Origin of the sequence: Pseudomonas sp. JAI115, from assembly GCF_014200835.1 — a bacterium.
GTDB classification, from domain to species: Bacteria; Pseudomonadota; Gammaproteobacteria; order Pseudomonadales; family Pseudomonadaceae; genus Aquipseudomonas; species Aquipseudomonas putida_A.
The window spans coordinates 560,271-586,435 of the sequence record NZ_JACHCY010000004.1 but is presented as its reverse complement, the minus strand read 5'-3'; the positions used below and the strand labels follow the sequence as shown (position 1 = coordinate 586,435).

Below are 26,165 nucleotides of genomic sequence, written 5' to 3'. Positions count from 1 at the left end.
GTCTCTGCGCCTGATCCCTTGCATTATCGCCACTGTTTTGATATCGCCGCTTCCGAAAGTTGAACGGTGATCGTGTTGTCGCTGCGTTGCTCTGTCCGATTGCCTGGATGTCGATCCCTGGCTTTACGAACTGCCCCGTCACGCGTTCATCACATATAAGGGGAGGGGCGTACGCTTGAGTCATGTTTCCTTGGCTATCCGGGAAGTTCCGGATGAGCAGTTGTTGATGCGTCAAGGAGGACTGTATTGGGTGGCTGTCGACCGTACCCGTGATGTCGAAGCGTTGGCGCTCCAGAGCCTAGCCGCCTTGCCCGAGCGGCACCGGGCGAGTCTGGTGTGGTGTGGTCATCACCCCGAGCAAATGATAAGCGCCTTGGGCGAACGGTCCGGGCCCGACGAGTTGCGGGTTTTCGAAGTGTCCAAGGCCGCCATTCGCGCGGCGCTCAAATCGCTGCCCAGTGAGTTGAAGCGTGCTGGAACGGTGCCGGGCAGCCTCGTATTGTTGATGCTGCCGACCAGTGGCTGGCAGGCATTCGACGCGGTGCAGTTGCGTCAATGGAGCAGCAGGGTAAAGCGCTGGTTGCGTGAACAGCGCTGCACGCTCCTGGTGCTGTGCCATGGCGAGGCCCCCGATCTGCATGCCGAGCTGATTCGTCTCAATGAGCATTTGTCCGGTCTGGCGCAGTTGTATCGACGAGACGGCGTTATCCACTATCAGTCGCACTTTTGGCACAACGAGCGAGGCGTCTGCGGTGCCCAGGCGTTCGAGCTCGATCTGCAAGCCTCGGGTTTCAGCCTGGCCCCGGCCGAACCGGCCGTTGCGCTGCCGACACGCACCGATGACCAGCGCATCTATCTTGCCCAGCGCGTCGCGCTGGGAGGTGCCACGGCACTGTCGGAACACTGGCGCCTATTCGAACGGCGCGTCGACCTGCTGGGGCAGGCGGCCCTGGCCCGCGCCGCGAGCGTTATCGTGGCGGTCGACAGCGATCAGCAGGTGGAAGTACTGGCGCGAGAATTGTACGAACTGCGCGAGCGCTGCGGTACGGCGTTGAAAATCGTTATCCGGGAAATGGAGCCCTGCCTGCGCTATCGCGACGAGCGTTTGTTGATGTCGTGTGGGGCGAATATCATCGTGCCTTTCGGCATCGCGTTATCCCGATTCTTCAGCCTGTTGGACAGTGTGCAGGGGCAGGTCTGGAGGCGCGGTCGCCTGAGCGGTGATCTGGAGTCGCTCATCGAACGTCTGCGCGCGCCGAAGATGCGAGGCCTGTTGGTGCCCCGGGAGTTTTTGTCGGCGCTGGAGCAGATTTATCGCGGTGCCGCCGGTGAAGTCGAGCACCAATTGTTGCGGCTGCACCCGCGCCCGGCATTGACGATGGAGCATTGTCTGTACCAGCTAAGCCTGCGTCGGTTCGGCGACGTCGCCACTGTGGTGAATGGGGTTTTCTATCTGTTTCTATTCGCTTGTCGTAGCGATGGTCTGGAAGCGGCGCTGGGCAATATCTGTCGCCTGTCATGGCGCAACCTGTTCAGCGATTGCCAGGCACTCTCCGAATTCGATGACTTGCCGCATGAGGCGTTCAGCAATACCGTCAGTCTGTCGCAGACGTTGCGTCTGGCCCCGGATCGCACCGACACACCGCTGCGCACGCAAGCACAGTTGGGTGCCTACACACCACAGCGGATCACGCTGGCCATCGCGGATGCCTGTGAATGAATCTTTTTGAGTTGTTCCAATTGATTGCCGTGAGCAGTCTGTTGACGCTGGTGTGTGTGTGGCTGTTGCGCAGCGTTTGGCGTCAGGGGCAAGCATTGCTCCAGTCCTTGTTGCCGCCGCGCTATCTGAAACCCCGCCGCTTGCCTCGGCGCGCTTGCCCGCCAGTGGTCCCGGAGGCGCCCCATGAGTAAGTTCGAACCGGTGACTGGCGCGAGCACGGCGCGGGTCTGGTCCGGCCTGGGGCACTGGAACCTGTATTTCATCCTCAAGTTAGCGCTGCAGTGGGGCGGTTATCTGAACATCCAGGTATTGCCCAACCTGTTGTTCGTGGCTTTTTTGCTGATTCCCTTGCGAAAGCACTCCACTGCTGTCATCCGTCGATTGCTCGCTGTGCCGGTGGCCATGGCGCTGTTCTATCGAGACACCTGGCTGCCACCTCTGGATGAATGGGTCAAGTTGTCTTCGGTGATGAATCTTTCCTCCGGCCATCTTTTGACATTGGCCGGGAGCCTGGTCGACTGGAGCCTTTGTGGTTGGCTGCTGGTGTTGGTGATGGCGTACCAGTTCGTCCAGCCCTGGCTGCGCATGACTACGCTGAGCCTGGCCGGCCTGGCGTGGTTGAGTGTTACCCATCCGTCGGTGTTGCCGCTCACCCACGGAGCAAGTTTGACCCGCGCCCTGGCGCCGGCAGACAAGGCCGCTCCCTCTAGTGAGGCTATCGACGTTTATTTGAAGCAGTTTTACGACTCGGAGGCCGATCGGCGAGTCTCGTTCTTGCCTGCGACGGCTGCCGCTCAGCCTTTTGACTTGTTGCTGATCAACATCGATTCCATGTCCTGGGATGATCTGGATGCCGTCGGTTTGCGCGACCACCCGCTGCTGCGGCAGATGGATGTGCTCTTTGACCACTTCAACTCGGCCGCCTCCGAGCAGGTTCCCGCGGCGCTTCGGCTGTTGCGTGCCGGGTGTGGGCAGCCACCTCGCCGTGACTTGTTCGTTCCGGCGCCAGAGTCTTGCCTGTTGTTCGATGCGCTGGGCAAGCAGGGTTTCGTCGGCCAGACGCTGCTCAACCACACGGGGCGTTTCGCGGGTTTTCTGAATGCCGTGCAAACCTTGGGTTCGCTGCCGGAGCCGGAAGTGGATGCCGGCCATTGGCAGTCAATGCTCTCAGGGCCGGACGGTTCGCCGGTGTGGCGTGATCGCGAAGTGCTGGGCGACTGGTGGAAACAGCGTCAAGCGCAGCCTGAGGCGCGGGTGGCGTTGTTCTACAACACCCAGACTTTGCACGAGGGTAATCATGTCGTGGCAGCCGATGGCAACATCCGGCGTGCCGACTACAAGGCACGAGCCCAGGCCCTGCTGGATGACCTGAGCGGGTTTATCGAGCAACTGGAGCACAGTGGCCGTCGCGTGGTCGTGGTGATGGTGCCTGGTCACGGCGCGGCCCTGCGCGGCGATCGCATGCAACTCCCCGGCATGTACAAGATACCCAGCCCGTCCATCACTCAAGTACCGGTTGGCATCAAGTTGATCGGCATGGGCCGTAATCCTCGGTCCATGCCGTTGCACGTCAGCGAACCGAGTAGCTATCTGGCCGTGGCGCAGCTTACTAACCGATTGTATGGCACGCCATCGCCAGCGGGGGGCGAGCAGCCTGACTGGCAACCGCTGCTGACAGGCCTGGCTCAGGTCCGGCTGGTTTCCGAAAGCGAAGGCAGCATCGTCCTCGATTACGCCGCAACTCCCTATGTACGGATTACGGAGAACGACCCATGGCTGCCTTACCGTCCGGTGTCCCAATGAGCGCCAGGCTGATGTCGCGCACCGAACGGGCCGATGACATCGCGCGATTGAAGGAGGAGCTGCAATTGCCCGCCCTGAAATACGTCGACGTGTCGCTCCAGAGGGAGCTGCGCCGCGCCGTGGAGCGCTGGCCGTTGTTCGCCGAACTCGAGCAGGCACAGCGTGCGCCGGACGCGCGCGTGTCGTTGACGCGTCGCGATGAACAGCCGGTGAGTGCATGACTTCGCTGGGGCTGTACGGACTACGGGGTGGCGCCGGCAGCAGTTCATTGCTGGCGGCGCTCGGTTATGCCCTGCACACCCTGGAGCGGCGCGTACTGCTGGTGGACATGTGTCCGGAGAATCTGCTGCGCCTGCACTTCAATCTCGCCCTCACGCAAACCGATGGATGGGCCCGGGCCTTGCTCGATGGCCAGGACTGGACCGACCAGATCTGGAGTCTTGTGCCGAATTTGAGTGTGCTGCCCCATGGCCGTCTCATCGGCGCCGACCGCGCGCATCTGGAGCAAGCGTTGAACCACCGGCCCGGACTCTGGGCCCGGCGTATGAGCGTCTTAGCAGAACATTTCGATTGGATCCTGTTCGATTTGCCTCGGCGCTCGCCTTGGCGGGATGACGCTGTGCCGTGCCAATTGCAGATTCAGGTCATCGAAGCCGATGCCGCGTGTCATGTGTTGCTGCAACAGCAGGAGGAGAGGGCGGACAGCCTGTTGCTCAATCGTTTCGATCCTGCCAGCCAGATTCAACGTGATCTCGCGTTGATCTGGCGTCAGCACTACGACGCGCGGCTGCTGCCGGTGACGGTACACAGCGATGAAGCGATGCGCGAAGCGCTGGCCTGCAAGCAGCCGGTGGGTCGCTATGCGCCGGACAGCCTGGTGGCCCAGGACGTGCTGAGCCTGGCGATCTGGTGTCTGGCCCACCAAGGTGAACTGAGGTGATTGCTCGTTGGTTTCCTTATGGACAGTTGCGCGGCCAGCATGATTGCCCGCCGTCGGTCGCGCTGTTGCTGGCTCTGTGGAGTCTCTTGGCCTGGACGGTACTGCGTCTGGAATCACCCGCCTGGCGACAGTTGCTGGAGCATCGCAAACGCTGGTATCCGCAGTTAGCCGGCAAAACTCCGAGCATCGGCGATCCGTTGCGTTATGCCCTGCAGAGCCTCTGGTTACTGTTGGTACATCCCGTTGCGCCAGAGCGGCGTTCAAGCGCTTACCCGTGGTGGTCGCGAGCCTCGGCGTTCCATCGAGCGTGGTGGGAGCGGCTGACCCAAACGCTTGAGCAACAAATCCGGCGTATTCGTGACCACTCACGCATCACCCAAGGCGTTCATTGGTGGAAAGGCCTGGAACAGCACCGCCAATGGCTGCTCGGTGGGTTTCTATTCACCCAGTTGGTGCTGCTGACGCTGTTATGCATCACCGAACCGTTCGGTTACGCAGAGCAACTGGTCTTCGCGCTTTTGCTCTGGGGCTTGGCCCTGCTGGTGCGGGGCATTCCCGGACGGTTCGCTACGTTGCTGATGGTGGTGCTGTCCGTCATCGTTTCCTGCCGTTACCTGTGGTGGCGCTACACCTCGACGTTGAATTGGGATCACCCCTTGGACCTGGCTTGCGGCCTGGGTCTATTGGCAGCGGAAACCTACTCGTGGATCGTTCTGATCTTTGGCTACATCCAGACCTGCTGGCCGCTGAATCGCGAGCCGGCGCAGTTGCCGGGCGACACCCGTCATTGGCCGACAGTCGATCTGCTGATCCCGACCTACAACGAGGACCTTTCGGTGGTGCGGGGGACGGTCAACGCCGCCCTGGGCATTGACTGGCCGGAAGACAAGCTGCGCATTTACCTGCTGGATGACGGCAAGCGCGAAACCTTCCGTCAGTTCGCCGCCGAGGTAGGCGTCGGCTACATCATTCGTCCGGACAATCGTCACGCCAAGGCTGGCAATCTCAACCACGCCTTGGGCCGCATCGACGGCGAACTGGTTGCGATATTCGATTGCGACCACATGCCGGTGCGCTCCTTCCTGCAACTGACGGTGGGCTGGTTCCTGCGCGATCCAAAATTGGCACTGGTGCAGACGCCTCACCACTTTTTGTCGGCCGATCCCTTCGAACGCAACCTCGCGGTGTTCCGCAACCGGCCGAACGAAGGCGAGCTGTTCTATGGTTTGATCCAGGACGGCAACGACATGTGGAACGCTGCGTTCTTCTGCGGTTCCTGCGCCGTCCTGCGGCGTTCGGCGCTGGATGAGATCGGTGGGTTCGCGGTGGAAACCGTCACCGAAGATGCCCATACCGCGTTGCGCCTGCACCGCCGGGGGTGGAATTCGGCCTACGTGCGTATCCCCCAGGCCGCTGGGCTTGCGACGGAAAGCCTATCGGCCCACATCGGCCAGCGCATTCGCTGGGCTCGGGGCATGGCGCAGATTTTCCGTACCGACAATCCGCTGTTGGGCAAGGGGCTGACGTTTTTCCAGCGGATCTGCTACGCGAACGCGATGATGCACTTTCTCGCCGGCTTGCCGCGGCTGATATTCCTGAGCGCGCCCCTGGCTTTCCTGCTGTTGCATGCCTACATCATCTATGCCCCGGCGATGATGATCCTGTTGTACGTGTTGCCGCCGATGATTCACGCCAGCCTGACCAACTCGCGCATGCAGGGTCGCTTTCGACAGACGTTCTGGGGGGAGGTCTACGAGACCGTACTGGCCTGGTACATCGCCCGCCCGACCACGGTGGCGTTGTTCAGCCCGAACAAGGGCTCCTTCAATGTCACCTCCAAGGGCGGGCTGATGGAGCACAACCGGTTCGACTGGAAAGTCGCCCGGCCCTACCTGGTCCTGGCGGGGCTGAACATCATCGGATTGGGTTTTGCCTGCTGGCGTTTGTCCACTGGCCCAGCCAATGAAATCGGTACGGTGCTGGTGAGTTCGCTGTGGGTCATCTACAACCTGCTGATCCTCGGCGCCGCGGTGGCAGTGGCCGCCGAGGTGCGTCAGGTGCGCCAGACGCATCGAGTGCAGACGCGGTTGCCTGTCGCAGTGCGCCTGGACAGTGGCCACTCGTACCCTGGCATGCTAGTGGACTATTCCGATGGCGGTGTCGGCGTGGAAATCGATGTGCCGCTGGCGCTGCCGGTCGGTGGTCGCATTTCGTTGTTGATGCAGCGTGACAAGCGGGAATTCATGTTCCCCGGCCTGGTCAGCCGTAGCCATAAGCAATTTGTCGGTATCAGCTTCGCCCATCTGTCCACCCGGCAGAAAATTGATTTCGTGCAGTGCACCTTCGCTCGCGCCGATGCCTGGTTGAATTGGGGCGATAACTATGTGCCGGACAGGCCCCTGCACAGCCTGATCGATATCTTCAAGCTCGGTACCAAGGGTTATTTCCAGCTTTATCAATTCCTGCCGTTATGGATCCGCCGTGTGGCCGGTCCGCCGTTGCGGCTGGTGGGATGGTTGTTGAGTTACCTGCCGCGGATGCCGGCTTCATTTCTCTCGTCTACCTCTCGTTCTGTGAGCCCATCATGAGTCGCTATTCGCGTAGATCCCTGTTCGTCGGCCTGGCGCTCCTGGCCTCTGCTGGTGTCCAGGCCCAAGGCCTGGTAACGCCTTCCGTGGGCGCGCCATCGCTTGAACCGGTCCCCAACTGGAGTAATACCTATAGCTTCAGTCAGCTGGGCCAGCCCGGCGACAATCTGCTGCTGGGCATCCATGACAGTGAGCAGATCGAGTTCTCGTTGCGCCGCGACCGTATCGCCAGCGATGCAAGCCTGCGGCTGGAATACACCCCGTCGCCGGCATTGCTGCCGGTGCTGTCTCATCTGCGGGTCTATCTCAATGACGTGCTGGTCAGCACACTGCCCATCGAGAAAGACCAACTCGGGCGCAAGACCTTCCGAAATGTCGCCCTTGACCCGCTGCTGATCACCGATTTCAACCGGGTGCGCCTGGAGTTCATCGGCCATTACACAGACATTTGCGAAGACCCGGCCAACAATGCGTTATGGGTCAATATCGGGCGCCGCAGCGAGATCGAACTGCATGAGCAGGCGTTGTCGCTGAAAAATGACCTGGCGTATTTCCCCCTGCCGTTTTTCGACGCGCGGGGCCAGGAAAAACCGACGTTGAGCATGGTGTTCGCAGCGGCGCCGACATTGGGCGAGCAGCGCGCGGCGGGCGTTCTGGCGTCCTATTTCGGCAGTCGAGCCGGCTGGCGAGGCATGCGTTTGCCGGTGCTGTTCGACCAGTTGCAAAAGGCCGACGACGGTAGCGCGACCACGCCGGCCATCGTCTTTGCGACCAACGACCACCGTCCGTCATTCCTGGCTGACCTGGAGCGCTTTCCAAAGGTGCAAGCCCCGGTGCTGCAGATCATCGAGAACCCTCGCGCGCCGCACAGCAAAGTGTTGCTGGTGTTCGGTCGCAATGATGAGGATCTGTTCGTTGCAACGCGGGCGCTGGCCCTTGGCGGGGACTTGTTGCGCGGTTCGCGGGTGACGGTGGACAAGGTGCAGCAACTGCAACCGAGGCAACCCTACGACGCACCCAATTGGATTCGCACCGACCGTCCGGTCCGATTCGCCGAGCTGATCAGTTACCCCGGGCAACTGCAGGCGAGCGGTCTGCGGCCGGCGCCGATCAGTGTTGATCTGAACCTGCCCCCGGACCTTTTTGTCTGGCGTAGCCAGGGCATTCCGCTGCAGCTCAGTTATCGCTACACCCCCAGCGTCGTCACGGATGAGTCGCGGCTGAACATCAGTCTTAACGATCAATTCATCAGCAGTTTTCCGTTGCCCGCCAATGACAGTTCGAAGCTGCAAGGGCTGAGGCTGGCGGTGCTGTCCAGTGATCCGGCCAACCCCACCGAGAAGGTGTTCGTGCCTGCCTTGAAAGTCGGTGAGCGCAACACGCTGCGTTTTGACTTCAATTTCGCCAGCACGATCGGCGGTGCCCAACGAGGTCATTGCCAGACGAGCTTGCCGTCCAGTAATAAGTCGGCAATCGACGAAGCCTCGACGCTGGATTTGTCCGGCTATCACCATTTTATCGCGATGCCGGACCTCAAGGCTTTTGCTCGCAGCGGTTTTCCGTTCAGCCGCATGGCCGACCTGTCGCAAACCCTGGTCATGGTGCCGACCCAGGGCAGCGCCGTACAGATCAGCACTTTGCTTGAAACCCTGGCAACCATCAGCGCGCGCTCCGGTGCGCCGGCGCTGGGCCTGCAATTGTCCGATGATTGGGGCGTGGCGGCCCGCACGGACGCCGATCTGCTGGTGTTGGGAGGGTTGGGCGCGGGCGTTGGCGACAGCGCGAATGCGAACCTGATGCTCAATCAACTCAACGATTGGCTGCTGGAACCTTCCAGCCAGATACCGGGCGGCTCGTCGGCGCGCGTCGGGCAGCTCAATGACATCCGGGAGCAGGCGGCCCATCGGGTCGAGGTGTCGGCCCAGGCGCCGATTGCCGCGTTCGTCGGCCTCAAGTCGCCGTTCCATGAACAGCGCAGCATCGTTGCGCTGCTTGCCCACGACGATGCTGATTACCAATTGCTGCGCGATACGCTCGCCGACGGCGCGAAGATGGACGCCGTGGCGGGGTCGGTAGCGCTGCTACGCAGCAGTGGCGTGGAGAGCAGCCAGGTCGGCGAGCAGTACTTCGTCGGGCATCTGCCGTGGTGGCTGTTGCTCTGGTTCCAGCTCGCCGAACACCCGGTGCTGTTGGCGATGACGGTGGTGCTGATCGTGCTGCTCATTGCATTCATGTTGTGGCGCTCGCTCAGTTGGATCGCCCGGCGGCGCCTGGCGGGCCGGGAGTGATGGGCGTGAGAGGACTCCTGGTGTTGATGTTGACCTTGAGCGTGATGGCCCCGGTAAAGGCGGCGCAGTGCGGTTGGCCAGCCTGGGACGGTTACCGGCAGGCGTTGATGAGCCCGGAGGGACGGGTGATCGACGGGGCCACCGATCAGCGGATCACCACTTCGGAAGGGCAGAGCTATGGCCTGTTCTTCGCTTTGGTGGCCAATGATCGGGTGAATTTCGAGCGGTTGTTGCGCTGGACCCGGGACAATCTGGCCGGCGGCGATTTGTCCCGGCGATTGCCGGCCTGGCAATGGGGCCGTGACAAGCAGGGGCAGTGGAAGGTGCTGGACGCCAACAATGCCAGCGATGCCGACTTGTGGATCGCCTATAGCTTGTTGGAAGCCGGTCGGCTGTGGCGCCGGCCTGACTATGAAAAGCTGGGGCTCAATATGCTCTGGCTCAGCGCGGCGCAGAGCATGCGCAAAGTGCCAGGGCTGGGGCTGATGTTGCTGCCGGGTGGACAGGGCTTCGAGAGTGCCGACAGTTGGCGCCTGAACCCTGGTTACCTGCCGCCGCAACTGCTGGCGCGCTTTGCCCAAGTGGCACCGATCTGGGCCGAGCTCGCCGAAAATTCGCAACGGTTGCTGATCGAAGGTTCCCCCCTGGGTCTGGCCCCCGACTGGCTGTCGTGGAAAGCGGAGCAGGGGGGGGGGGTCGATAGCGTGACGGGCCCCAAGGGCAGCTACGACGCCATCCGAGTCTACCTGTGGCTCGGCATGCTGGCCGAACAAGCACCGGGCAGGCGTGAGTTGTTTGAGCATTTTCAACCCATGCCGACGATGATCAAGCGTTTGGGGGCTGTGCCGGAAATACTCGATACCCGCGCCGGCACCGATACCGGCAAGGGCCCCGTGGGTTTCTCCGCGGCCATGCTGCCGATGCTCGCCGACACACCTGATGGCGGCGAAACCTTGAAGATCCAACGTGAACGGCTGCGTCAGGAGCCGCCCGCGCCCGACGCCTATTACAACCAGTCCCTGGTCTTGTTCGGACAAGGCTGGGACGAACGGCGCTATCGTTTCGACAAGCAAGGGCGGCTGCTGCCGAACTGGGCGGGCGCATGCAAAAAATAACGAGGTGGGCGCTGTTGTTGGCAGGGTTGTCTGCGCCTGTCATGGCCCAGTCGACCGGTCCCGTTGACCAGCAACAACGGTTCCTGGAGCAGATGCGTGTCGGCGAGGCGCTTTATCGCGAAGACCTGGTCCGTGACGCCTTGGCGCGCCTGAATCTGATGGCCCCCGATCTGCCCCAAGTGTTGGTCGCCGGGATCCGCCAGGCGCTGCTGCAACAGGACCAGGCGCAGGCTGAGCGACTGCTGGAGCGGTTACAGCGCCAGGCGCCGGATTCTCACGAACTGCTCCAGGCCCGAAGCCTGTTGACGCTGCAAAGCGTGGATGGACAAAAAGGCCTGAGCCAGGCGCGCAAGTTGGCCCAGGCGGGGAAAGCGCAAGAAGCCGTCGGGGCGTATCGGCAATTGTTCGGCGATGCCCCGCCGGATCTTTCCAGCGCGCTTGAATATTGGCGGGCCTGCAGCGCCGTGGCCGGGCAGCAAGCAATCGCCCTGGAGCACTTGCAATCGTTGGATCGCCAGTACCCGGGAAATGTCGGGTTGCAACTGGTGCTGGCCAATCTGTTGATCGCCCAGAAAAGAGACGCACAGGGCCTGGCGATCCTGCATCGCCTGGCGAGCAATCCCCTGGCAAGCAGCGCTGCGGCCGAACAGGAATACAACTATCTGGGCCGCCTGCCGGTCAGTCCCGCGAGTGTGGAGGGCTGGCAGGGCTTCCTGGCTCATTATCCCGATTCGCCACTCAAGGACGCCGCCGCCGGTCAACTGCTGCGCCAGCAACAACAGTTGGCTGATCCTGTCCGGCAGGCGGTGGCCAAACGCCGACGCGTGCTGAAAGCCGTCGATCATTATTCGGTATGGCTGCGCCAGGGCGACCAGGCCTTGCAGCGCAAGAACCTGGCCGCAGCAGGGACGGCCTATCGGCAGGCGCGTAAGGTGAAACCGAATGACGCCAGGGCGTTGATCGGACTGGCCGCCGTCGCCCAGGCCAACGCCGATGACATCGGCGCCGAAGCCTTGCTGTTGCAGGCGCACCGGTTGCAACCGGACAATCTGGCGGTCACCTGGCCGCTGGTGCATCTGTACCAGCAGCAGTCGCCGCAAAAGCTTGAGGCGTTTCTTGACAGCTTGCCCCCTGGGCAGCCGCGGGATCTGCTCGCGTTACGCCAAAGCCTGCGGCTTGCGCGCTTGAACGTCTTGGCCGATGCCGCCACGCAACGGTCCGATTGGGCCGAGGTCAGTCGCCTCTTGCTGGAGGCTCGGCCGCTCGACGAGGACAATCCCTGGTTGGCTTTGCGGCTGGCCAAGGCACAACGAGCGCTGGGGCAAACGGGGGCGGCCGATGACAGCCTGCGCCGGTTGCTCCAGCGCCAAGGGAATAATCCCGAGGCACGCTATGCCCAGGCCCTGTACCTGAGCGCCGATGGCCTAGACAGCGAGGCTTTGCAGGCATTGGCGCGCATTGCGCCGAAGGCCTGGAGCCCGCCCATGCATGAGTTGAACGAACAGTTGCAACGTCGCCGATCGTTGGCGCAGGCCAATGCATTGCACGACGACGCGCGGCTCAATGCCGGGCATCAACCGCAACGGGCATTGGAACAATACGCCCGGTCGATGGCGGCAGTGGGCTTGCTGACCGCCGCCGAAGCCAACCCACGCAATGATCGTGCGCTGACCCTGGCCAGTCGGAAAAAGGACGGCGATGATGGGTTGCCCCGCCGCTTGCGCGAGGAAGTCGATGCGCTGTATCAGCAGCAGAATCCGACCGTACACCTCTACCACGACATCGCCTGGCGTTCCGACAACACCACGCCGGGCACGCCCGACCTGCTGGCCCAGACCTCCATCTTGCGCATCGACGCCCCCGCCACCGCAGGGCAGGGTTTTGTCCAGGTCGAAAACATCGATCTCGATGCCGGTCGTTTCGACACCGAGGCTGATGGCCTGCAACGGGCGCGGTTCGGCACTTGCGCGATCCGACTGCGCGACCGGGCAAGCGGGGCCGTGGTGTCCGACGGCTGCCGGAGCGACACCCAACGCGCCCGTGGCAATACGTTGGCCGTCGGCTGGCACGATGAGCACTGGGCCTTGGATGTCGGCCATTCCGCCGAAGGCTTTCCCGTCTCGAACTGGTTGGGTGGCGTCAGCTTTGCCAGTGACTGGCACACCCTGAACTGGAAACTGACGGCGTCTCGCCGCCCGGTGAGCGATTCGCTGCTGTCTCATGCCGGTGCCGTTGACCCTGTCAGCGGCGTGCGTTGGGGCGGTGTTACCAGCAATGGCCTGAGTCTCGACGTCAGTCATGCAACCAGTGCCGTGGATGGTTTCTGGGGCAGCCTCGGCGCGCATTGGTTGCGCGGCGAAAATGTGGCCGATAACCAACGACGCTCCGCCATGGGCGGCTACTATTACCATGTGATCGATCGCGCCGACGAACGTCTGACCTCCGGTCTGACCCTGATGTATTGGGGGTATGACAAGGACCTGAGCGAATTCACCTTGGGCCAGGGCGGTTACTACAGCCCTCAGCGATACTACTCGGTGGGTGTGCCGTTGAACTACGCCTGGCGCAGCGCCGATTGGTCGGTGCGCCTGGACAGTTCGTTCGGCTGGTCGTACGCGCGGACCGAAGCCAGCGCGCTATATCCGCTCGAAGGTGCGGGGGCCAAATGGCTGAATGGTGTCGAACAGGCGGGCTTGATTGCCGACGCTATCAGTCAGGTGAAAGCCGGGAGCAGCACCAGCGGCGCCAACGTTCGTCTGCAAGGGTGGGTGGAGCGTCGTCTGTCCGACCACCTTGTGCTGGGCGGCGGCCTGGCATGGCAACACAGTGAGGATTACGCGCCGAGTCGAGCGCTGGTTTACTTGCGCTACACCTTCGATCCTTGGCAGGGCAACTTACCTTTGCCGGTGGAACCTATAACGCCTTATGCACAGATGCGCTGATCGTCAGGTCTTGGGCGGGTCAATCGCTGCCATCGGGAGATGGCGGCAAAGGAATCGATGATGACGCAAGAAATCCCCGAAGTTGTCCCCCATAGGCATTCGCTGACGACGCGTGCCCTGCGGCTGGCCACATTGCGCATCGGCCTGGTGTCGTTGGGCGCGGGGGCGATTTCCTACTATGTCAATTCCACCTTGATCGAGAAGGACGTGACCGGGCAATTGCTGCTGTCCGCCGAGCAAACCCTGCAACGCGAATCCTTGCCGTTTCAGGAAATCAAGGACCTGCAGCGCAACTTTCTCGAGGAGTTCAAGCAGACCCTGGCCTTTCCCGGCATGCGGGCCAAGTTGATTGAGGACTTCGAGCAGATTTTCTATCGCCACGACGATGGTTCTTATACGCAGCGTCCCGGTTTGTTCGAAGGAGAACCGTTGGCCGATGGACGGCGCTTTGCCAGAATGTCGGCCACCTACGCGCCTGATACCCCGCCCAGCGAAGATACCCGGGCGCGGTTTGCCCTGTCGTATCTGCTGTCCTACAAGTACGGATCAAGCAGCCACGGCCGGCTTTTCAATTTCTACGGCGTGGTGCCTGAGAAAGGTTTTCCCATCTACCAGGATGCCGATATCGCCAAGGTGTTCAGCTACTCGGGGCCGGATGCCCTGGCGCTTGAAACCTACGAGTTCTATGCACGCGGTTTCGGTACCCCCGGCAACGACACGCTGTTCACGCGGATGTACTGGGATTTCTCCAACAATGCCTGGATGACCACCATCGCCACGCCCGATGTGGCCGATGCATCCGGCAGGCACCAGATCCTGGCCAGCGTCGATGTACTACTGGATCAGTTGATGACGCGCACCGGCAAACCCGCGATGCAGGGCGCATACAGCAGCTTGTTCATCGCCGATGATGAGGGCACGCTGATTTACCATCCTGACGTCATGGAACAGGTCAAAAGCACGGCGGGCAAGGCGTCCATCCGCTCGCTCGACATGACTCGGAGCTTGCCATTGCTCGATGTCACATCCGCGCTGATGCCGGGTCATGCACAGGTCGTCCAGACCCGTGACGAGATCGTCGCGATGGGCCGCATTCCCGATACACCCTGGGTGCTCGCGGTCCACTATCCTCGAGCGCTGATGACCCCGGCTATTGTCGGTAACCTGATGATCGTGGTGGCGCTCGGGTTGCTGACGTTGCTGGTGGAGATCCTCATTTTGCGTTCCATTCTGCAGAAACAGGTGGCCATTCCGCTGTTCCGGTTGATCGCGGCAACACGACAGTTCGGGGCAGGCAAGGAGCGCCTGTGTCTGGAGCAATTGCCAACCCAGTCCGTCGACGAGGTGGGTGAACTGGCCCGGGCATTTGGCAACATGGTCGAGCGGGTTCAGGGCACCCACGATCATCTTGAACACGAAGTACGGGACCGTGTGCGCGAAGCTCGACATCTGGAGGCCATCGCCGAAGAACGCAAGCGTGCCGAAAAATTGCTGTTGGAAAGCGAGCAGCGTTACCGGGACATTTTCGATCACTCCCTGGACCCTCTGTTCTTACTCGAGGTGACCGACGAGGGGTTGCGTTTCATTGAGGTCAACCCGGCCTTTGAGTCGGCCGTAGGCGTGGGGCGGAGCGAACTGATCGGCAAGACGATCGAGCAAACCCTGGCGCCGCAGGCACTCGCTACCGCGATGGCAAAATACCAACGCTGCGTGGACAGCGATGCGCCGCTTGACGAAGAGGAGGAGTTCGATTTGCCTGCCGGCCTGCGCACGTTCCACACCACACTGATACCGATACGTGACGCGTTTGGACGCGTGCAGAGAGTCGTGTGTATCGCTCGCGACATCACTGAGCGTAAACACGAGGAGCGTGTACTCCACAGCCACCGCGAAAGCACGCGTGAAGAGGAGCGCAAACGGATTGCCCGGGAAATTCATGACGAATTGGGGCAGCAACTCACGGCGTTGCGCATGGGGGTTTCCCTGTTGCGCCTGCAATTCGGCAGTGACCAGCCATTGCTGGTGGAGCGGGTACAGGTGCTTATGGGGCGGATCGACGCAATCATTCAGGTGGTTCGTAACGTCGCTACCAGCCTGCGTCCGGCTGCGCTGGACATGGGGTTGATCCCGGCGCTCGAATGGCTGGTCTCGGAGTTTTCGCACAATGCCGGCGTCGCGTGTTCACTGAGGGCATGTTCCGATCGATTGGAACTCGATGATGAACGGGTCACCGCCATTTTCCGCCTTATCCAGGAGTCGTTGACCAACGTCGCTCGTCATGCCCAGGCAAGTCACGTGGAAATACACCTGCAACGCAGTGCCGACCACGTTTTCATCGAAGTGCGTGACGACGGCAAGGGCTTCGATCCCAAGCAACTGTCCAAGCGCACCCTTGGCATGCTTGGCATGCGCGAGCGAGGAAGCATGCTCGGCGGAACGGTCAGCGTGGACAGCGCCCCGGGGCAGGGTGTGCGGGTGCAGGTCGCGATTCCCTTTCGAACGGACTTGGAGCTTCCCCGAGCCAGGTAAATGAATCCCTACCCGATTAATCCCTCGGTGAGGCTTGGATACGGTGAGGCGAGGTTTTTTCTTTGCGCAGCACGATGGTAGGGGAAGTCCTACTCTTGATCCGCCCCCCCCTAGCTTAATATGGGCTTTGGCCGATGGTGTGGTCTGTCGCGGTGGGGCATTCTACCAGCATCTATTCGATGCGCGACTCATTATGAGTAGGCAGTCGTACGGTTCAGCGTGATTCGTCCTCTAAGCCTTCCTGCGTAGTGTCGAAGCCGGCTTCCCTGAAGCGGCAAGTCGATCGACGAGATTGAGCTTTCAGTCCCAGAGACCTCTATCCAGATCATGTCGCACCTCAACATTACGCTGCTGACCCGATACGCTCTGCAGGGCCTCTGCACGTCGGGCATTTGGCTGTTGGCGCGGGTGGCGTCGGCCCAGGATTTGACGGTCATTCCCTTCGAGCAACTGCTCGAGACCAAGGTCGTGGGCGCGGCTCAATTCTCGCAGCAGCTCACTGATGCACCCTCGGCCGTCTCGGTGATCACAGCGGAGGAAATACACCGTTTCGGCTACAGGACGCTGGGCGAGATCCTGAATAACATGCGCGGTCTCAGCATTGGCTTCGACGGGGCTTACTATTTTCTGGGCGGGCGTGGCTACGGTGCGCCTGGTGAATACGCGGGACGGGTCATGTTGCGCATCGATGGCCAGCCGGTTGCCGACAATATTTTCAACCAGATCTACCTCGGCGAGGATGGGCTACTCGACACCGAGCTGATCGACCGGGTTGAGTACGCACCAGGCCCAGGCTCGGCGCTGTACGGCAACGGTGCCTTCCTCGGTGTGATCAACGTCGTGACGCTCAGGGGGCGTGATCTGGACGGCGGCCAGGTCGCCATGACCGCCGGCTCGAACCAGGATCGCAAGGTCCGCGCCAGTTGGGGTACGCGTCTGGACAGCGGCGGGGAGTGGCTGGTCTCGACCTCGGCGTCCCAAGCCGAACTTCCTGATACGCCGCTCGTCAACGAGGCCCTGCACGATGACCAGGACGGGCAGCGGTTGTTCATCAAGGGTTCTCAGAATGCCTGGAGCATCGAGGGCGCATTCGTCGAACGCAAGCAGCAGGAACTGACGATTCCCCTTGATGCCCATTGGGATTTTTCCGACCGCAATGACTTCTTGAAGCTTGGCCACGATGCCGACTTCGGCAGTTTTCGCTCATCCGTGCGGCTCTCACACGGCCGTTATCTTTACCGCAGCGCCTATCGTGAGCCCATCGATGATGGACGCCATTATATCGAGGACGTTCGCGCGGACGGCCGGTGGTGGGATCTGGAGGGCACGGTCAGTAGCGTGACCCTGTCCGGGCATCGACTGGTGCTGGGCAGTGAATATCGCAACGACTACCGGCAAAACCAGCAATTAGATCGATATTTTCCTCGCCGCGACGAACACGAAACGTATCATAGTGAGGTGTCGACTCAAACGTTCAGCCTTTACGCCCAGGATGAAATTGCCCTGCGCCATGACTTGAGCCTGAATCTGGGCGTACGCATGGACCAGCGCAGTGGCAAGGATTCGGTGGCGCGCAGCAACCCTCGGGTGGCCTTGCTCTATACCGGCCTGACGAACACCAGTCTGTCGTTGTCCCACGGCAGCGCGACCCGCTTCGCGAGTCGGTACGAAGCGACCTCCAATGATCTTCCCGGCGTCCAGTCGGAGCGCGTCACCACCACTGAATTTGTGGCCGATCATCGCCGTGGCGACTTCCGTTTGTTGGGCACCCTCTATCGTTATCGCATTACCGATCCCATCGGTCGTTTCTCGGAGCCTTCGCTGGAGCGGATCGACACCCAAGGTGCCGAACTCGAAGCTCAGTGGCAATGGCGTGAGGTTCAACTGAGGGGCAGTCACACGTTGCAGCGCTCGGAGGACAACCTTGGCCGTGATCGGGTGAATTCACCCCGGCACTTGAGCAAGCTGCAGGTGTCAGTGCCTCTGGCGGAGGAGCGCTTGCGAGCCAGTCTTGCTGCCCGATACGTGGGGCGCAGGCTGGTCGCGCCGGGAGTAAGTGCTAGCGGTTATACGATCACAGACCTGACGTTCACCAGTCGGGATGTCGTGCCTGGGGTGAGTGTCACCGCCGCGGTACGCAATCTCTTCGACCGACGCTACCTCGATGCGTCTTTTTTCGACATCGAGAGCAGCGCCGATTTGCCTGAGCGCGGCGAGCGTAGCCTGTGGTTGAGCGTGGGGTATGCATTCCCATGAAAATCGCCGTCCGCCATGTGCTGGTCCTGGTTGTCCTGTACCTGTCCACCCAGGGGGCGATGGCCGACTCGGTAGTGGAGGAACGTGCCATGAAAGCGGCCTATCTATACAATTTTGCCCTGTTCGCCGAATGGCCATCGTTGCCTGACGTCAATTTTCGATTGTGTGTGCTCGGCATCACGCAATTGGACGATGAACTCGCCCATTTGCAAGGCAAGCGTGTGCAGAACGGCCTGCCCATCGATATACGCCGGGTTCTGTCTGGTGATTCGCTTATGGGCTGTCAGGTCCTTTATATCGATGAACAGAACCGTCGTGCCCTTGGCTCTCTGCTCGGGCAACTGGCCGCGACGCCGGTGTTGACCATCACCGATGCCACCGGATTCGCCGATCAGGGCGTCATGATCGAGATGCGACGCCAGGGCCAGCGTATTGTGTTCGACGTCAATCTGTTTGCGGCGCGGCAGGCCCATCTGGGCTTCAGCTCTCGGCTGCTCAAGCTCGCCAGCTTCGTTGCGGACAGATCCTGAGCCATGCCCCGTTTACGTTTCGAGGATCTCCCTTTGCGCGATAAGGTCACTCACACGGGGTTCAAGTTGACCGCGGCCGCCATGACGGTGCTGCTGGTGATGTTGCTGGTCTACCAACTGGTCGTTCAGCGCCGCTCCCTAGTGGAGGACATCACGGCTCACGCCATGGTGGTGGGCAGAAACGGCTCGGCGGCGATGATGTTCGCAAACGCCGACGAGGCGTACGAAACGCTGGCCTCTCTCCAGCATGTTCCGGATATCAATTGGGCTGCTTTCGTGCTCAACGATGGGCGTCAGTTGGCGATCTATCGGCGCGATCCGGCCGGGGAGGTTGTGAATTACTATGGGGTTGAAGAAATCGGCTTGTATTCCCTTTTGGTGCGTCGGCCGGTAGAGCTCCATGGTCAAGTCATCGGCAATGTCGCGGTGAATGCGAGCTTTACCTCGCTCTATCGGGGGCTGGCGGTGCAGGCTCTGTTCGGTGGGCTGGCGGCCGCGGTGGCGTTGTTTCTGTCTTTCATCCTTTCCCGACGAATGGCGTCCAGCATCGTGCGGCCGTTGCAGAATCTGGTAAAACTGACCGAGCGGGTGCGCACTTATCAGGATTTCAGTCTGCGAGCGACGGTATATGGCAGCGATGAAACCGGCCGACTCGCCCGCAGTTTCAATGACATGATGGATCAGCTCGAAAGTCATGACGCACGCATCAGTGCCGAGCTGCAACAGCGTCGACTGGCCCAGCAGCAACTGAACGAGCTGGCCTATCGAGATCCGGTGACGGGGCTGAACAACCGTCATTATTTCAAGGAAAAACTCGAGACCGCCGTCATGGAGGGGATGCGCTACGCTACGTCCTGTGCGGTGCTGTTCATCGATCTCGATGACTTCAAGATCGTCAACGATACGTTGGGTCATGAGACCGGTGACAGCCTGTTGATTCTGGTCGCCGAGCGCCTGCGGGAAACGTTGCGCAACACCGATGTGGTGTGTCGGATTGGCGGCGACGAATTCGCCGTTATCCTGGAAAATGGGGTCAATGCCGATCAGGCCAGGCTAGTCGCGTCCAATATCGTCGCCGCGCTGTCCAGCCCCTTCTACGTTGACGGTCGGCGGATCGGCGTCGGCGCCAGCCTGGGTATCAGCCTGTGCCCCGATCATGCCACGGACACCACCAGCCTTTTGCGCAAGGCGGATATCGCCATGTATCAAGCCAAGGGCGGCGGTAAGAACAGCTATCATTTATATGATCACGCCTCAGAAAATGCCTGAGTCTGTCGATTGGTCGATCGAATATCGGGCATTCATCACTTTGGCGTTTAGTCTTATGACAGGAAGGCGAACGATCCACCATACTCGGGGCAAGTCCTGATGAGCTGGCGCCGTCACCGACCGAAAATCGACCGTTCCTATAAGCAACTTTAGAGCGAAGTGCCGATGAAGCTCTCTATGGAAACGGATATTTCGCCCCTACGGATGGTGCAAGCCCAACTCTTCGATGCCATCTTCGACCTGGTTTCAGCGGCGCTGGTGCTATTGGATGGCCAGGGCCGGATATTGAAAGCCAACGACGTTTTTGCCGAGCTGTTGGGCTACGCGCCGGCGCAATTGCTCGCCGTCGAGTTCCAGGCGTTTCTCCAAGACCCGGGCGGCCAGTTCCCGCGCGCCGTGGATGGTCGAATCTTGCCGGCTCACTTCGCCAGCGGACCGGTTGAACTTCGCTATCGGCGCCAGGACGGCAGCGTGCTGCTAGGGCGCACGAAGTCGACTGCGGTCGACGAATGGCTCCTTTGTGAGATCGACCCATGTGCAGCGGCTCGAAGCCTGGGAAGATGCCTGGAGCAGGACCAGTGGCTGCAGCGGGTCGTGGAAACGGCGCCGGGCATCATCGGCACTTTTCGACTGGGGCGCGATGGCAAGGTATCCATGCCTTGGGCATCGCCGGGTTACGAAGAATATTACGGGGTGACCACTGACGAGCTCAAACGCGACGTCAATATCCTGTTTGAGCGTATTCATACCGAGGATTTCGCTCGCGTCCAGGCGTCGATCGCTGAATCGGCACGCACGTTGTGTCCCTGGCAGTGCGAATACCGGGTTCGCCATCCGATAAAGGGTGAGATCTGGCTCGAGGGGTGTTCTACACCAACGCTGGAGGCGGATGGCTCGATTATCTGGTTCGGTTTCCTGCACGATATCAGTGAGCGTAAACGCATCGAACAGGCGTTGATGGACAGCGAAGAGCGTTTTCGCCTGGCCTTCGAGTCCGTTGCCATCGGCATGGCCTTGCTGGGACTCGACGGGCGCTGGTTGCGCGTCAATCGCTATTTCTGTCAATTGCTGGGGCGCGAGGAAGACGATCTGCTCCAAACCAGCAGCCAGGCGTTGACTCATCCGGATGATTTTTCCGAGGAGCAGGACTGGGGGCGGCTCCTTTCCAGGGAGGGTATTTCCTACTTGCGAATGGACAAGCGATATCGGCACCGCAACGGCGAATATGTGAGGGTTCAACTGACCGTCAGTGCGATATGTAGCGGCGACGCCACACCCTTGTATTTCGTCGTCCAGATCGAAGACCTCAGCCGTCTTCTCAAAGCCGAAGAGCACCTGTCCTTGCTGGAGCTGGCACTCAGCCATGTACACGAGGCCGCTTACCTGATCGACCGTCAGGCCCGGTTTCGCTATGTCAACGACGAAGCTTGTCGCAGCCTGGGCTACAGCCGCACGGAACTGCTCGGCATGACGGTCGCCGAAATAGATCCGGACTGGACGAACGAGCAGATATTGGAAGATTGGAGCTACGCTACGCAGGGCACCCCTGAAATCATCGAGAGTCGTCATCGGGCCAGGGATGGGCGCATTTTTCCTGTCGAACTGAGCGTCACCTATCTTGAGCTGGACGGCCAGAGCTACAGCCTGGAACTGGCCCGTGACATCACTGAGCGCAGGCGCTTGCACGCGGCGCGGCAGGAAAGTGAGAAGCGCTATCGGGAAGTCTTCGACAACAGCTCCGACTGCCTCTATCTGCTGGAAATCACCGAAGATCGACAGTTCCGCTACATGGAGGTCAATGCCGCCTTTGAACGTGTGTCGGGGCTCGATCGCCGACAATTGATCGGTCGCTGCCTGGGGGAGGTCGTGCCGCAGGCGGGACGTAAGGTCATGGAAGGTTTGATGAGCTGCCTGGCCCGTGGAGAGGCTATCGAGTGGAGCACTGAGATCGATCTTCCGGCTGGGTCCGTATCCTCCCACTCGACGTTCATTCCCGTGCGTGACGAGCAGGGGCATATTTATCGCATCGTCGGGATCAGTCGCGATATCAGCGAACGCAAACGCATGGAGACCCGCCTGCTGACCAGTGAGCAGCAGTTCCGTGCGCTGGCGGAGAACTCGTTGAACCTGATCATCCGTTACGACCTCGATTGTCGGCGCACTTACGTCAATCCTGCTTTCGAGCGGTATACGGGTATACCGGCTGCCCGAGCGCTAAAGACGCCGGTCGAGGATGGCTGGACCGCCAACATGGCGGTGACGGACTACCTGGCGCTGGTGCGTCAGGTGATACGTACCGGCGAACCGCTGGAAACCGTCCTGGAATGGCTGAACGCCGCAAGCGGAGAAAGGATGGTGCACGCCTTTCAGATAAACGCCGAGCGAGGCGCGGACGGATCGGTGACCAGTGTCCTGGCCAAGGGGTACGACATCACTGCACTCAAGCGTCACGAACGTCTGGAGGAAGCGCGGCTGGGCATTTTCGAACGGTTGGTGCGGGGCGCTCCGCTGGCTGAGGTCTTATCGCGGGTGACGGCTTATATCGAGCAGGCCCGGCCGGAGTTCCTCGCCTGTATCAGGTTGGTGAGCGCGGATGCACGCTACTTGCGCCTCATTACAGCGCCAAGTGTGCCGGGCGATTATCTACAGGCGGTAGGAGATATTGACATCTCGGAGGAGGGCGACACAGCCGGCTGGCGCAGCACTACGATTATCGTCGAAGACCTGAGTGTGTATCGTGGCAGCGCGGCCATCAAAGAGTCAGCTGTCAAGGCCGGATTGGGGGCCTGTTGGTCGGAGCCGATCAAAGGCTCTTCCGGGAAGGTCCTGGGTCTGTTCAGCATCTTTTTACGCCGCCCGGGCCGGCCAACCGACAGCGACCTCAAATTGATTTGTCAGGCCAGCCATCTGGCTGCCATCGCCATTGAGCGCAACTACGCCGAGACGCTGCTGCGCGAAAGCGAGAAACGGTACCGGGAAATTTTCGACAACACCCCTGATGTCATTGCCCGTTTCGATTCGAAGGGTCGCTTCCTATACGTCAATCCGGCAGCGGAAGGTATGCTCGGTCAGTTGCAGGGGGCTTTGCTCGGCAGAACATTCAGGCAGGTGTCGCCCCACTCGGGTCTGGCGCGATCGTTCCAGGGCAAGGTCGAGCAGGTCCTGCGCAGCGGTCAAGCTGGCGAAGCGGAGCTGACGCTGGACGTGCCGGCAGGGCAGGACTCAGAGCCGGTCTGTTATCAGGTCCGCCTGGTGCCGGAGCGCGATCAGAGCGGCGCCTTGATCGGTATTCTCACCGTCGGTCGCGACGTCAGTGCCTGGCGCGCGGCGGAACGACGACTCAAGGAATCCCACGCGCAATTGCGTCTGCTGTCCAGTCGTCGCGAAAGTACGCGCGAGGAAGAACGCAAGCACATCGCCCGGGAGATCCATGACGAGTTGGGGCAGCAGCTGTCCGCGTTGCGAATGGGCATTTCGTTGCTGCGCCTGCAATTCGGCAATGACCAGCCGCTGTTGGTGGAGCGGGTCCAGGCGTTGATGCTGCGGGTTGACGAAATACTTCAGGTCGTGCGCAACGTCGCCACCAGCCTGCGCCCCTCCGCGCTCAACATGGGCCTGACCTCCGCGCTCGAATGGCTGGTGTCCGAGTTCACTCGCAATACGGGTATCGAGTGTCGGCTCAGGGCGCCGTCGACTCGACTGGCTCTCGATGACGAGCGCGCCACCGCGATTTTCCGGGTAATCCAGGAGTCATTGACCAATGTATGTCGCCATTCCCGTGCCAGACGGGTCAATATTCACCTGGAGCACGATGCCGAGCACTTGCAAATCGAGGTGTGTGACGACGGTCGGGGTTTCGATCCTCAACAATTGCCCGAGGGCACGTTGGGGTTGCTCGGCATGCGCGAACGCGGACACATGGTGGGTGGAGCGGTAATCATAGACAGTGCACCCGGGCAGGGGGCCCGTGTCCGGGTGTACATTCCCTTTCAGCCGGGCCTGGAATTCCTATGATACGACTGATGATTACCGACGATCACGCCATCATGCGTGAAGGCCTGAAGCAGCTGTTTGCCCTGGCGGCCGATGTGCGGGTTGTCGCCGAAGCGGAAAACGGTTCGATGCTGCTCGAGCAACTGCGAGTGAGCGACATCGACCTGCTGCTGCTCGACATGAGCATGCCGGGCATCTGCGGGGACGATCTGGTGGCGCGCATTCGCTTTCACTATCCTCAGTTGCCGATCCTTGTGCTGAGCATGCACAACGAAGTGCAAATTGCCCAGCGTGCGTTCAGGTCGGGGGCTTCAGGCTACCTGACCAAGGACCGTGACCCCGAAACCCTGCTCGCGGCGATTCGCCGGGTGGCGGCTGGAGGACGATACATTGACGTCGGGCTGGCCGAGCAAATGGCGTTTGCCGCCAGTGGGTTGGGCCCGCATAGCCAGCACGATGGGCTCACCGACCGGGAGCTGCAAGTCATGCGCCAACTCGCTCAGGGGTTGAGCGTCTCGCGGATTGCGGCGGAACTGGCGATCAGTCACAAGACCGTCAGTACCCATAAGGCGCGCCTGATGGAAAAGATGGGGTTCACCAGCACGGCCGATATCGTGCGCTATGCCATCAAGCATGGGGGGCTTTGATGTAACCATAATGTTGACTCTATCCCATTCAGAAAGCGATCTCTGAAGGCCTTCCGGGCATCCATTGCCCACCTGATCGGATCGCTTGACGAGGGCGCTCGGGGCCCCTTTTATTCGTCTTTTTTCTCCGCCATCCGCAGTGGCCCGACACCGTTGAATAAAGTAGGGCAATTCCTACCTCGGTAGCCGTAGTGCTTACGCTAAAACCAGCCTGGTCCGATGGTTGGGCCATACCCAGGCTCGGCATGATGGGCGGGTCGCATTTTGCTGCCAGATTTTTTGACGCAAGAGTGCCGTCGTTCGCCTCTGCTATGAGTTCCGGCCGTCGGATGGAGAGTCCACATTGAGCACAACAATCAACACCCAGGTTCCCGGCTCGTCGGGGGCCCCAATCGCATTTCTTGTGCTGGCGATTTTGGGAGCCGCCTCTGTACTGGCGGGCGGGGTAATGGATATGCAGGTCGTAGGGCTTGCGGTTCTACTTTTCTCGCTGGGCGTGGCTACGGCCTTTTATTACCACTCACGTAACCATGCCCTACGCGTCGCTATCGATTCAATCGACCATGAGTCACAAATGCTGCAAGCCCCTGTGTCGCTGTGTCGTTGTGGCCTGGAATCGGTATGCCGAGGCGTGCTGCCGATCTGGGCGGGCCAGATCGAAGTCGCCCGTAGCCACACCGAAGAGGCTATCACCACGTTGGCGACACGCTTTGCCGATATATCCATGCGTGTCGAGCGAGTTGTTTCAGGCTCGCAGGATGGAGCAGCGGCGGAAGGGGGACTGGTCGAGCTGTTCGGGACCAGTCAGCGGGAACTCGATGCGATCATCGCTTCGCTGCGCGCCGCATTGACCACCAAGGAAACGCTCTTGCATGAAGTGATGGCACTCTCCAGCCTCACCGAACAATTGCAAACGATGGCCCAGGATGTAGGCAATATCGCCAAGCAGACCAACCTGGTCGCGCTCAATGCCGCCATCGAGGCTGCCCGTGCTGGTGAGGTTGGTCGTGGTTTTGCCGTGGTGGCGGATGAAATTCGTAAACTCTCGAGTCTGTCCGGTGAAACCGGCAAGCGTATCGGCGACACGGTAAACACGGTGAGTGCGGCCATCGCCAGTACCCTGGAAATCTCTCGTCAATATGCCGAACAGGACGAAGCCACCGTAAACCGATCCGGCCAAATCATCGAGCAAGTAATCGACAGTTTTTGCAGCGCCACCACCACGCTTTTCAATTCCTCCCATGAGTTGCGCAGGGAAAGCCAGTTCGTCGGCCAGGAAATAGCCAAGGTACTGGTCGGCCTGCAGTTCCAGGATCGCGTCAACCAAGTGCTGAGTCTGGTCCGTAGTGACTTGGAAAAGCTCCACGAGAATCTTGCCCAGGGGCAACGGGACAGCGCCGCAGGCCAGCTTCCAACATCGATTGACGCCCAAGCCTGGCTGGAGCAATTGGCTCGTACTTACACCATGCCCGAGCTGCATGACGTGCACCGGGGCAATGCCAACGGTACGTCGGGCAACGAATCCGAAATCACCTTTTTCTAGGA

General features: G+C 60.8%; 16 protein-coding genes. All 16 read left to right on the top strand.

Features of this window, described 5'->3' with window-relative positions; genetic code table 11:
- Positions 1-175 precede the first annotated feature (175 nt).
- Positions 176-1,720 carry a cellulose biosynthesis protein BcsE gene (bcsE, locus tag HDC30_RS13395; protein ID WP_183783457.1) on the top strand — a complete coding sequence of 515 codons (1,545 nt, stop codon included), beginning with the start codon at positions 176-178 and terminating at the stop codon, positions 1,718-1,720.
- Positions 1,717-1,911: a cellulose biosynthesis protein BcsF gene (gene bcsF, locus HDC30_RS29500; protein WP_183783448.1), complete on the top strand. Its 195-nt coding sequence runs from the start codon at positions 1,717-1,719 to the stop codon at positions 1,909-1,911. The genes bcsE and bcsF overlap by 4 nt, the downstream gene beginning before the upstream one ends.
- Positions 1,904-3,523 (top strand): cellulose biosynthesis protein BcsG, encoded by a 1,620-nt coding sequence (gene bcsG, locus HDC30_RS13385; protein WP_183783446.1) that lies wholly within the window; start codon positions 1,904-1,906, stop codon positions 3,521-3,523. Before bcsF ends, bcsG begins: the two co-directional genes overlap by 8 nt.
- Positions 3,524-3,534: 11 nt before the next feature.
- A complete protein-coding gene (gene bcsR, locus HDC30_RS13380; RefSeq protein ID WP_260319918.1) occupies positions 3,535-3,744 on the top strand; it encodes a cellulose biosynthesis protein BcsR in 210 nt (69 codons plus the stop codon).
- Positions 3,741-4,463: a cellulose biosynthesis protein BcsQ gene (gene bcsQ, locus HDC30_RS13375; protein WP_183783436.1), complete on the top strand. Its 723-nt coding sequence runs from the start codon at positions 3,741-3,743 to the stop codon at positions 4,461-4,463. Before bcsR ends, bcsQ begins: the two co-directional genes overlap by 4 nt.
- Positions 4,460-7,051, top strand: a complete 2,592-nt coding sequence (gene bcsA, locus HDC30_RS13370; protein WP_183783434.1) for a UDP-forming cellulose synthase catalytic subunit — start codon at positions 4,460-4,462, stop codon at positions 7,049-7,051. The genes bcsQ and bcsA overlap by 4 nt, the downstream gene beginning before the upstream one ends.
- On the top strand, positions 7,048-9,339 hold the full coding sequence (bcsB, locus tag HDC30_RS13365) for a cellulose biosynthesis cyclic di-GMP-binding regulatory protein BcsB (protein WP_183783432.1): 2,292 nt from the start codon (positions 7,048-7,050) through the stop codon (positions 9,337-9,339). Before bcsA ends, bcsB begins: the two co-directional genes overlap by 4 nt.
- Before the next feature lie 26 nt (positions 9,340-9,365).
- A complete protein-coding gene (gene bcsZ / locus HDC30_RS13360) occupies positions 9,366-10,454 on the top strand; it encodes a cellulose synthase complex periplasmic endoglucanase BcsZ (protein WP_260319926.1) in 1,089 nt (362 codons plus the stop codon).
- A gap of 41 nt (positions 10,455-10,495) precedes the next feature.
- Positions 10,496-13,396 (top strand): cellulose synthase subunit BcsC-related outer membrane protein, encoded by a 2,901-nt coding sequence (locus HDC30_RS13355; RefSeq protein ID WP_260319917.1) that lies wholly within the window; start codon positions 10,496-10,498, stop codon positions 13,394-13,396.
- Between the two features lie 60 nt (positions 13,397-13,456).
- Complete coding sequence (locus tag HDC30_RS13350; protein ID WP_183783428.1) at positions 13,457-15,925, top strand: PAS domain-containing protein; 2,469 nt, start codon at positions 13,457-13,459, stop codon at positions 15,923-15,925.
- A 327-nt stretch (positions 15,926-16,252) separates the two neighbouring features.
- Positions 16,253-18,181: a TonB-dependent siderophore receptor gene (locus tag HDC30_RS13345; RefSeq protein ID WP_183783418.1), complete on the top strand. Its 1,929-nt coding sequence runs from the start codon at positions 16,253-16,255 to the stop codon at positions 18,179-18,181.
- Positions 18,178-18,711, top strand: coding sequence for a YfiR family protein (locus tag HDC30_RS13340; RefSeq protein ID WP_183783416.1), 534 nt, complete (start codon positions 18,178-18,180; stop codon positions 18,709-18,711). The genes HDC30_RS13345 and HDC30_RS13340 overlap by 4 nt, the downstream gene beginning before the upstream one ends.
- A 3-nt stretch (positions 18,712-18,714) precedes the next feature.
- Positions 18,715-19,980 (top strand): sensor domain-containing diguanylate cyclase, encoded by a 1,266-nt coding sequence (locus tag HDC30_RS13335; protein ID WP_183783414.1) that lies wholly within the window; start codon positions 18,715-18,717, stop codon positions 19,978-19,980.
- A 177-nt stretch (positions 19,981-20,157) separates the two neighbouring features.
- A complete protein-coding gene (locus tag HDC30_RS13330) occupies positions 20,158-23,994 on the top strand; it encodes a PAS domain S-box protein (RefSeq protein ID WP_183783412.1) in 3,837 nt (1,278 codons plus the stop codon).
- Positions 23,991-24,620, top strand: a complete 630-nt coding sequence (locus HDC30_RS13325) for a response regulator transcription factor (protein ID WP_183783410.1) — start codon at positions 23,991-23,993, stop codon at positions 24,618-24,620. The genes HDC30_RS13330 and HDC30_RS13325 overlap by 4 nt, the downstream gene beginning before the upstream one ends.
- A gap of 448 nt (positions 24,621-25,068) precedes the next feature.
- On the top strand, positions 25,069-26,163 hold the full coding sequence (locus HDC30_RS13320) for a methyl-accepting chemotaxis protein (RefSeq protein ID WP_409347909.1): 1,095 nt from the start codon (positions 25,069-25,071) through the stop codon (positions 26,161-26,163).
- Positions 26,164-26,165: the final 2 nt, after the last annotated feature.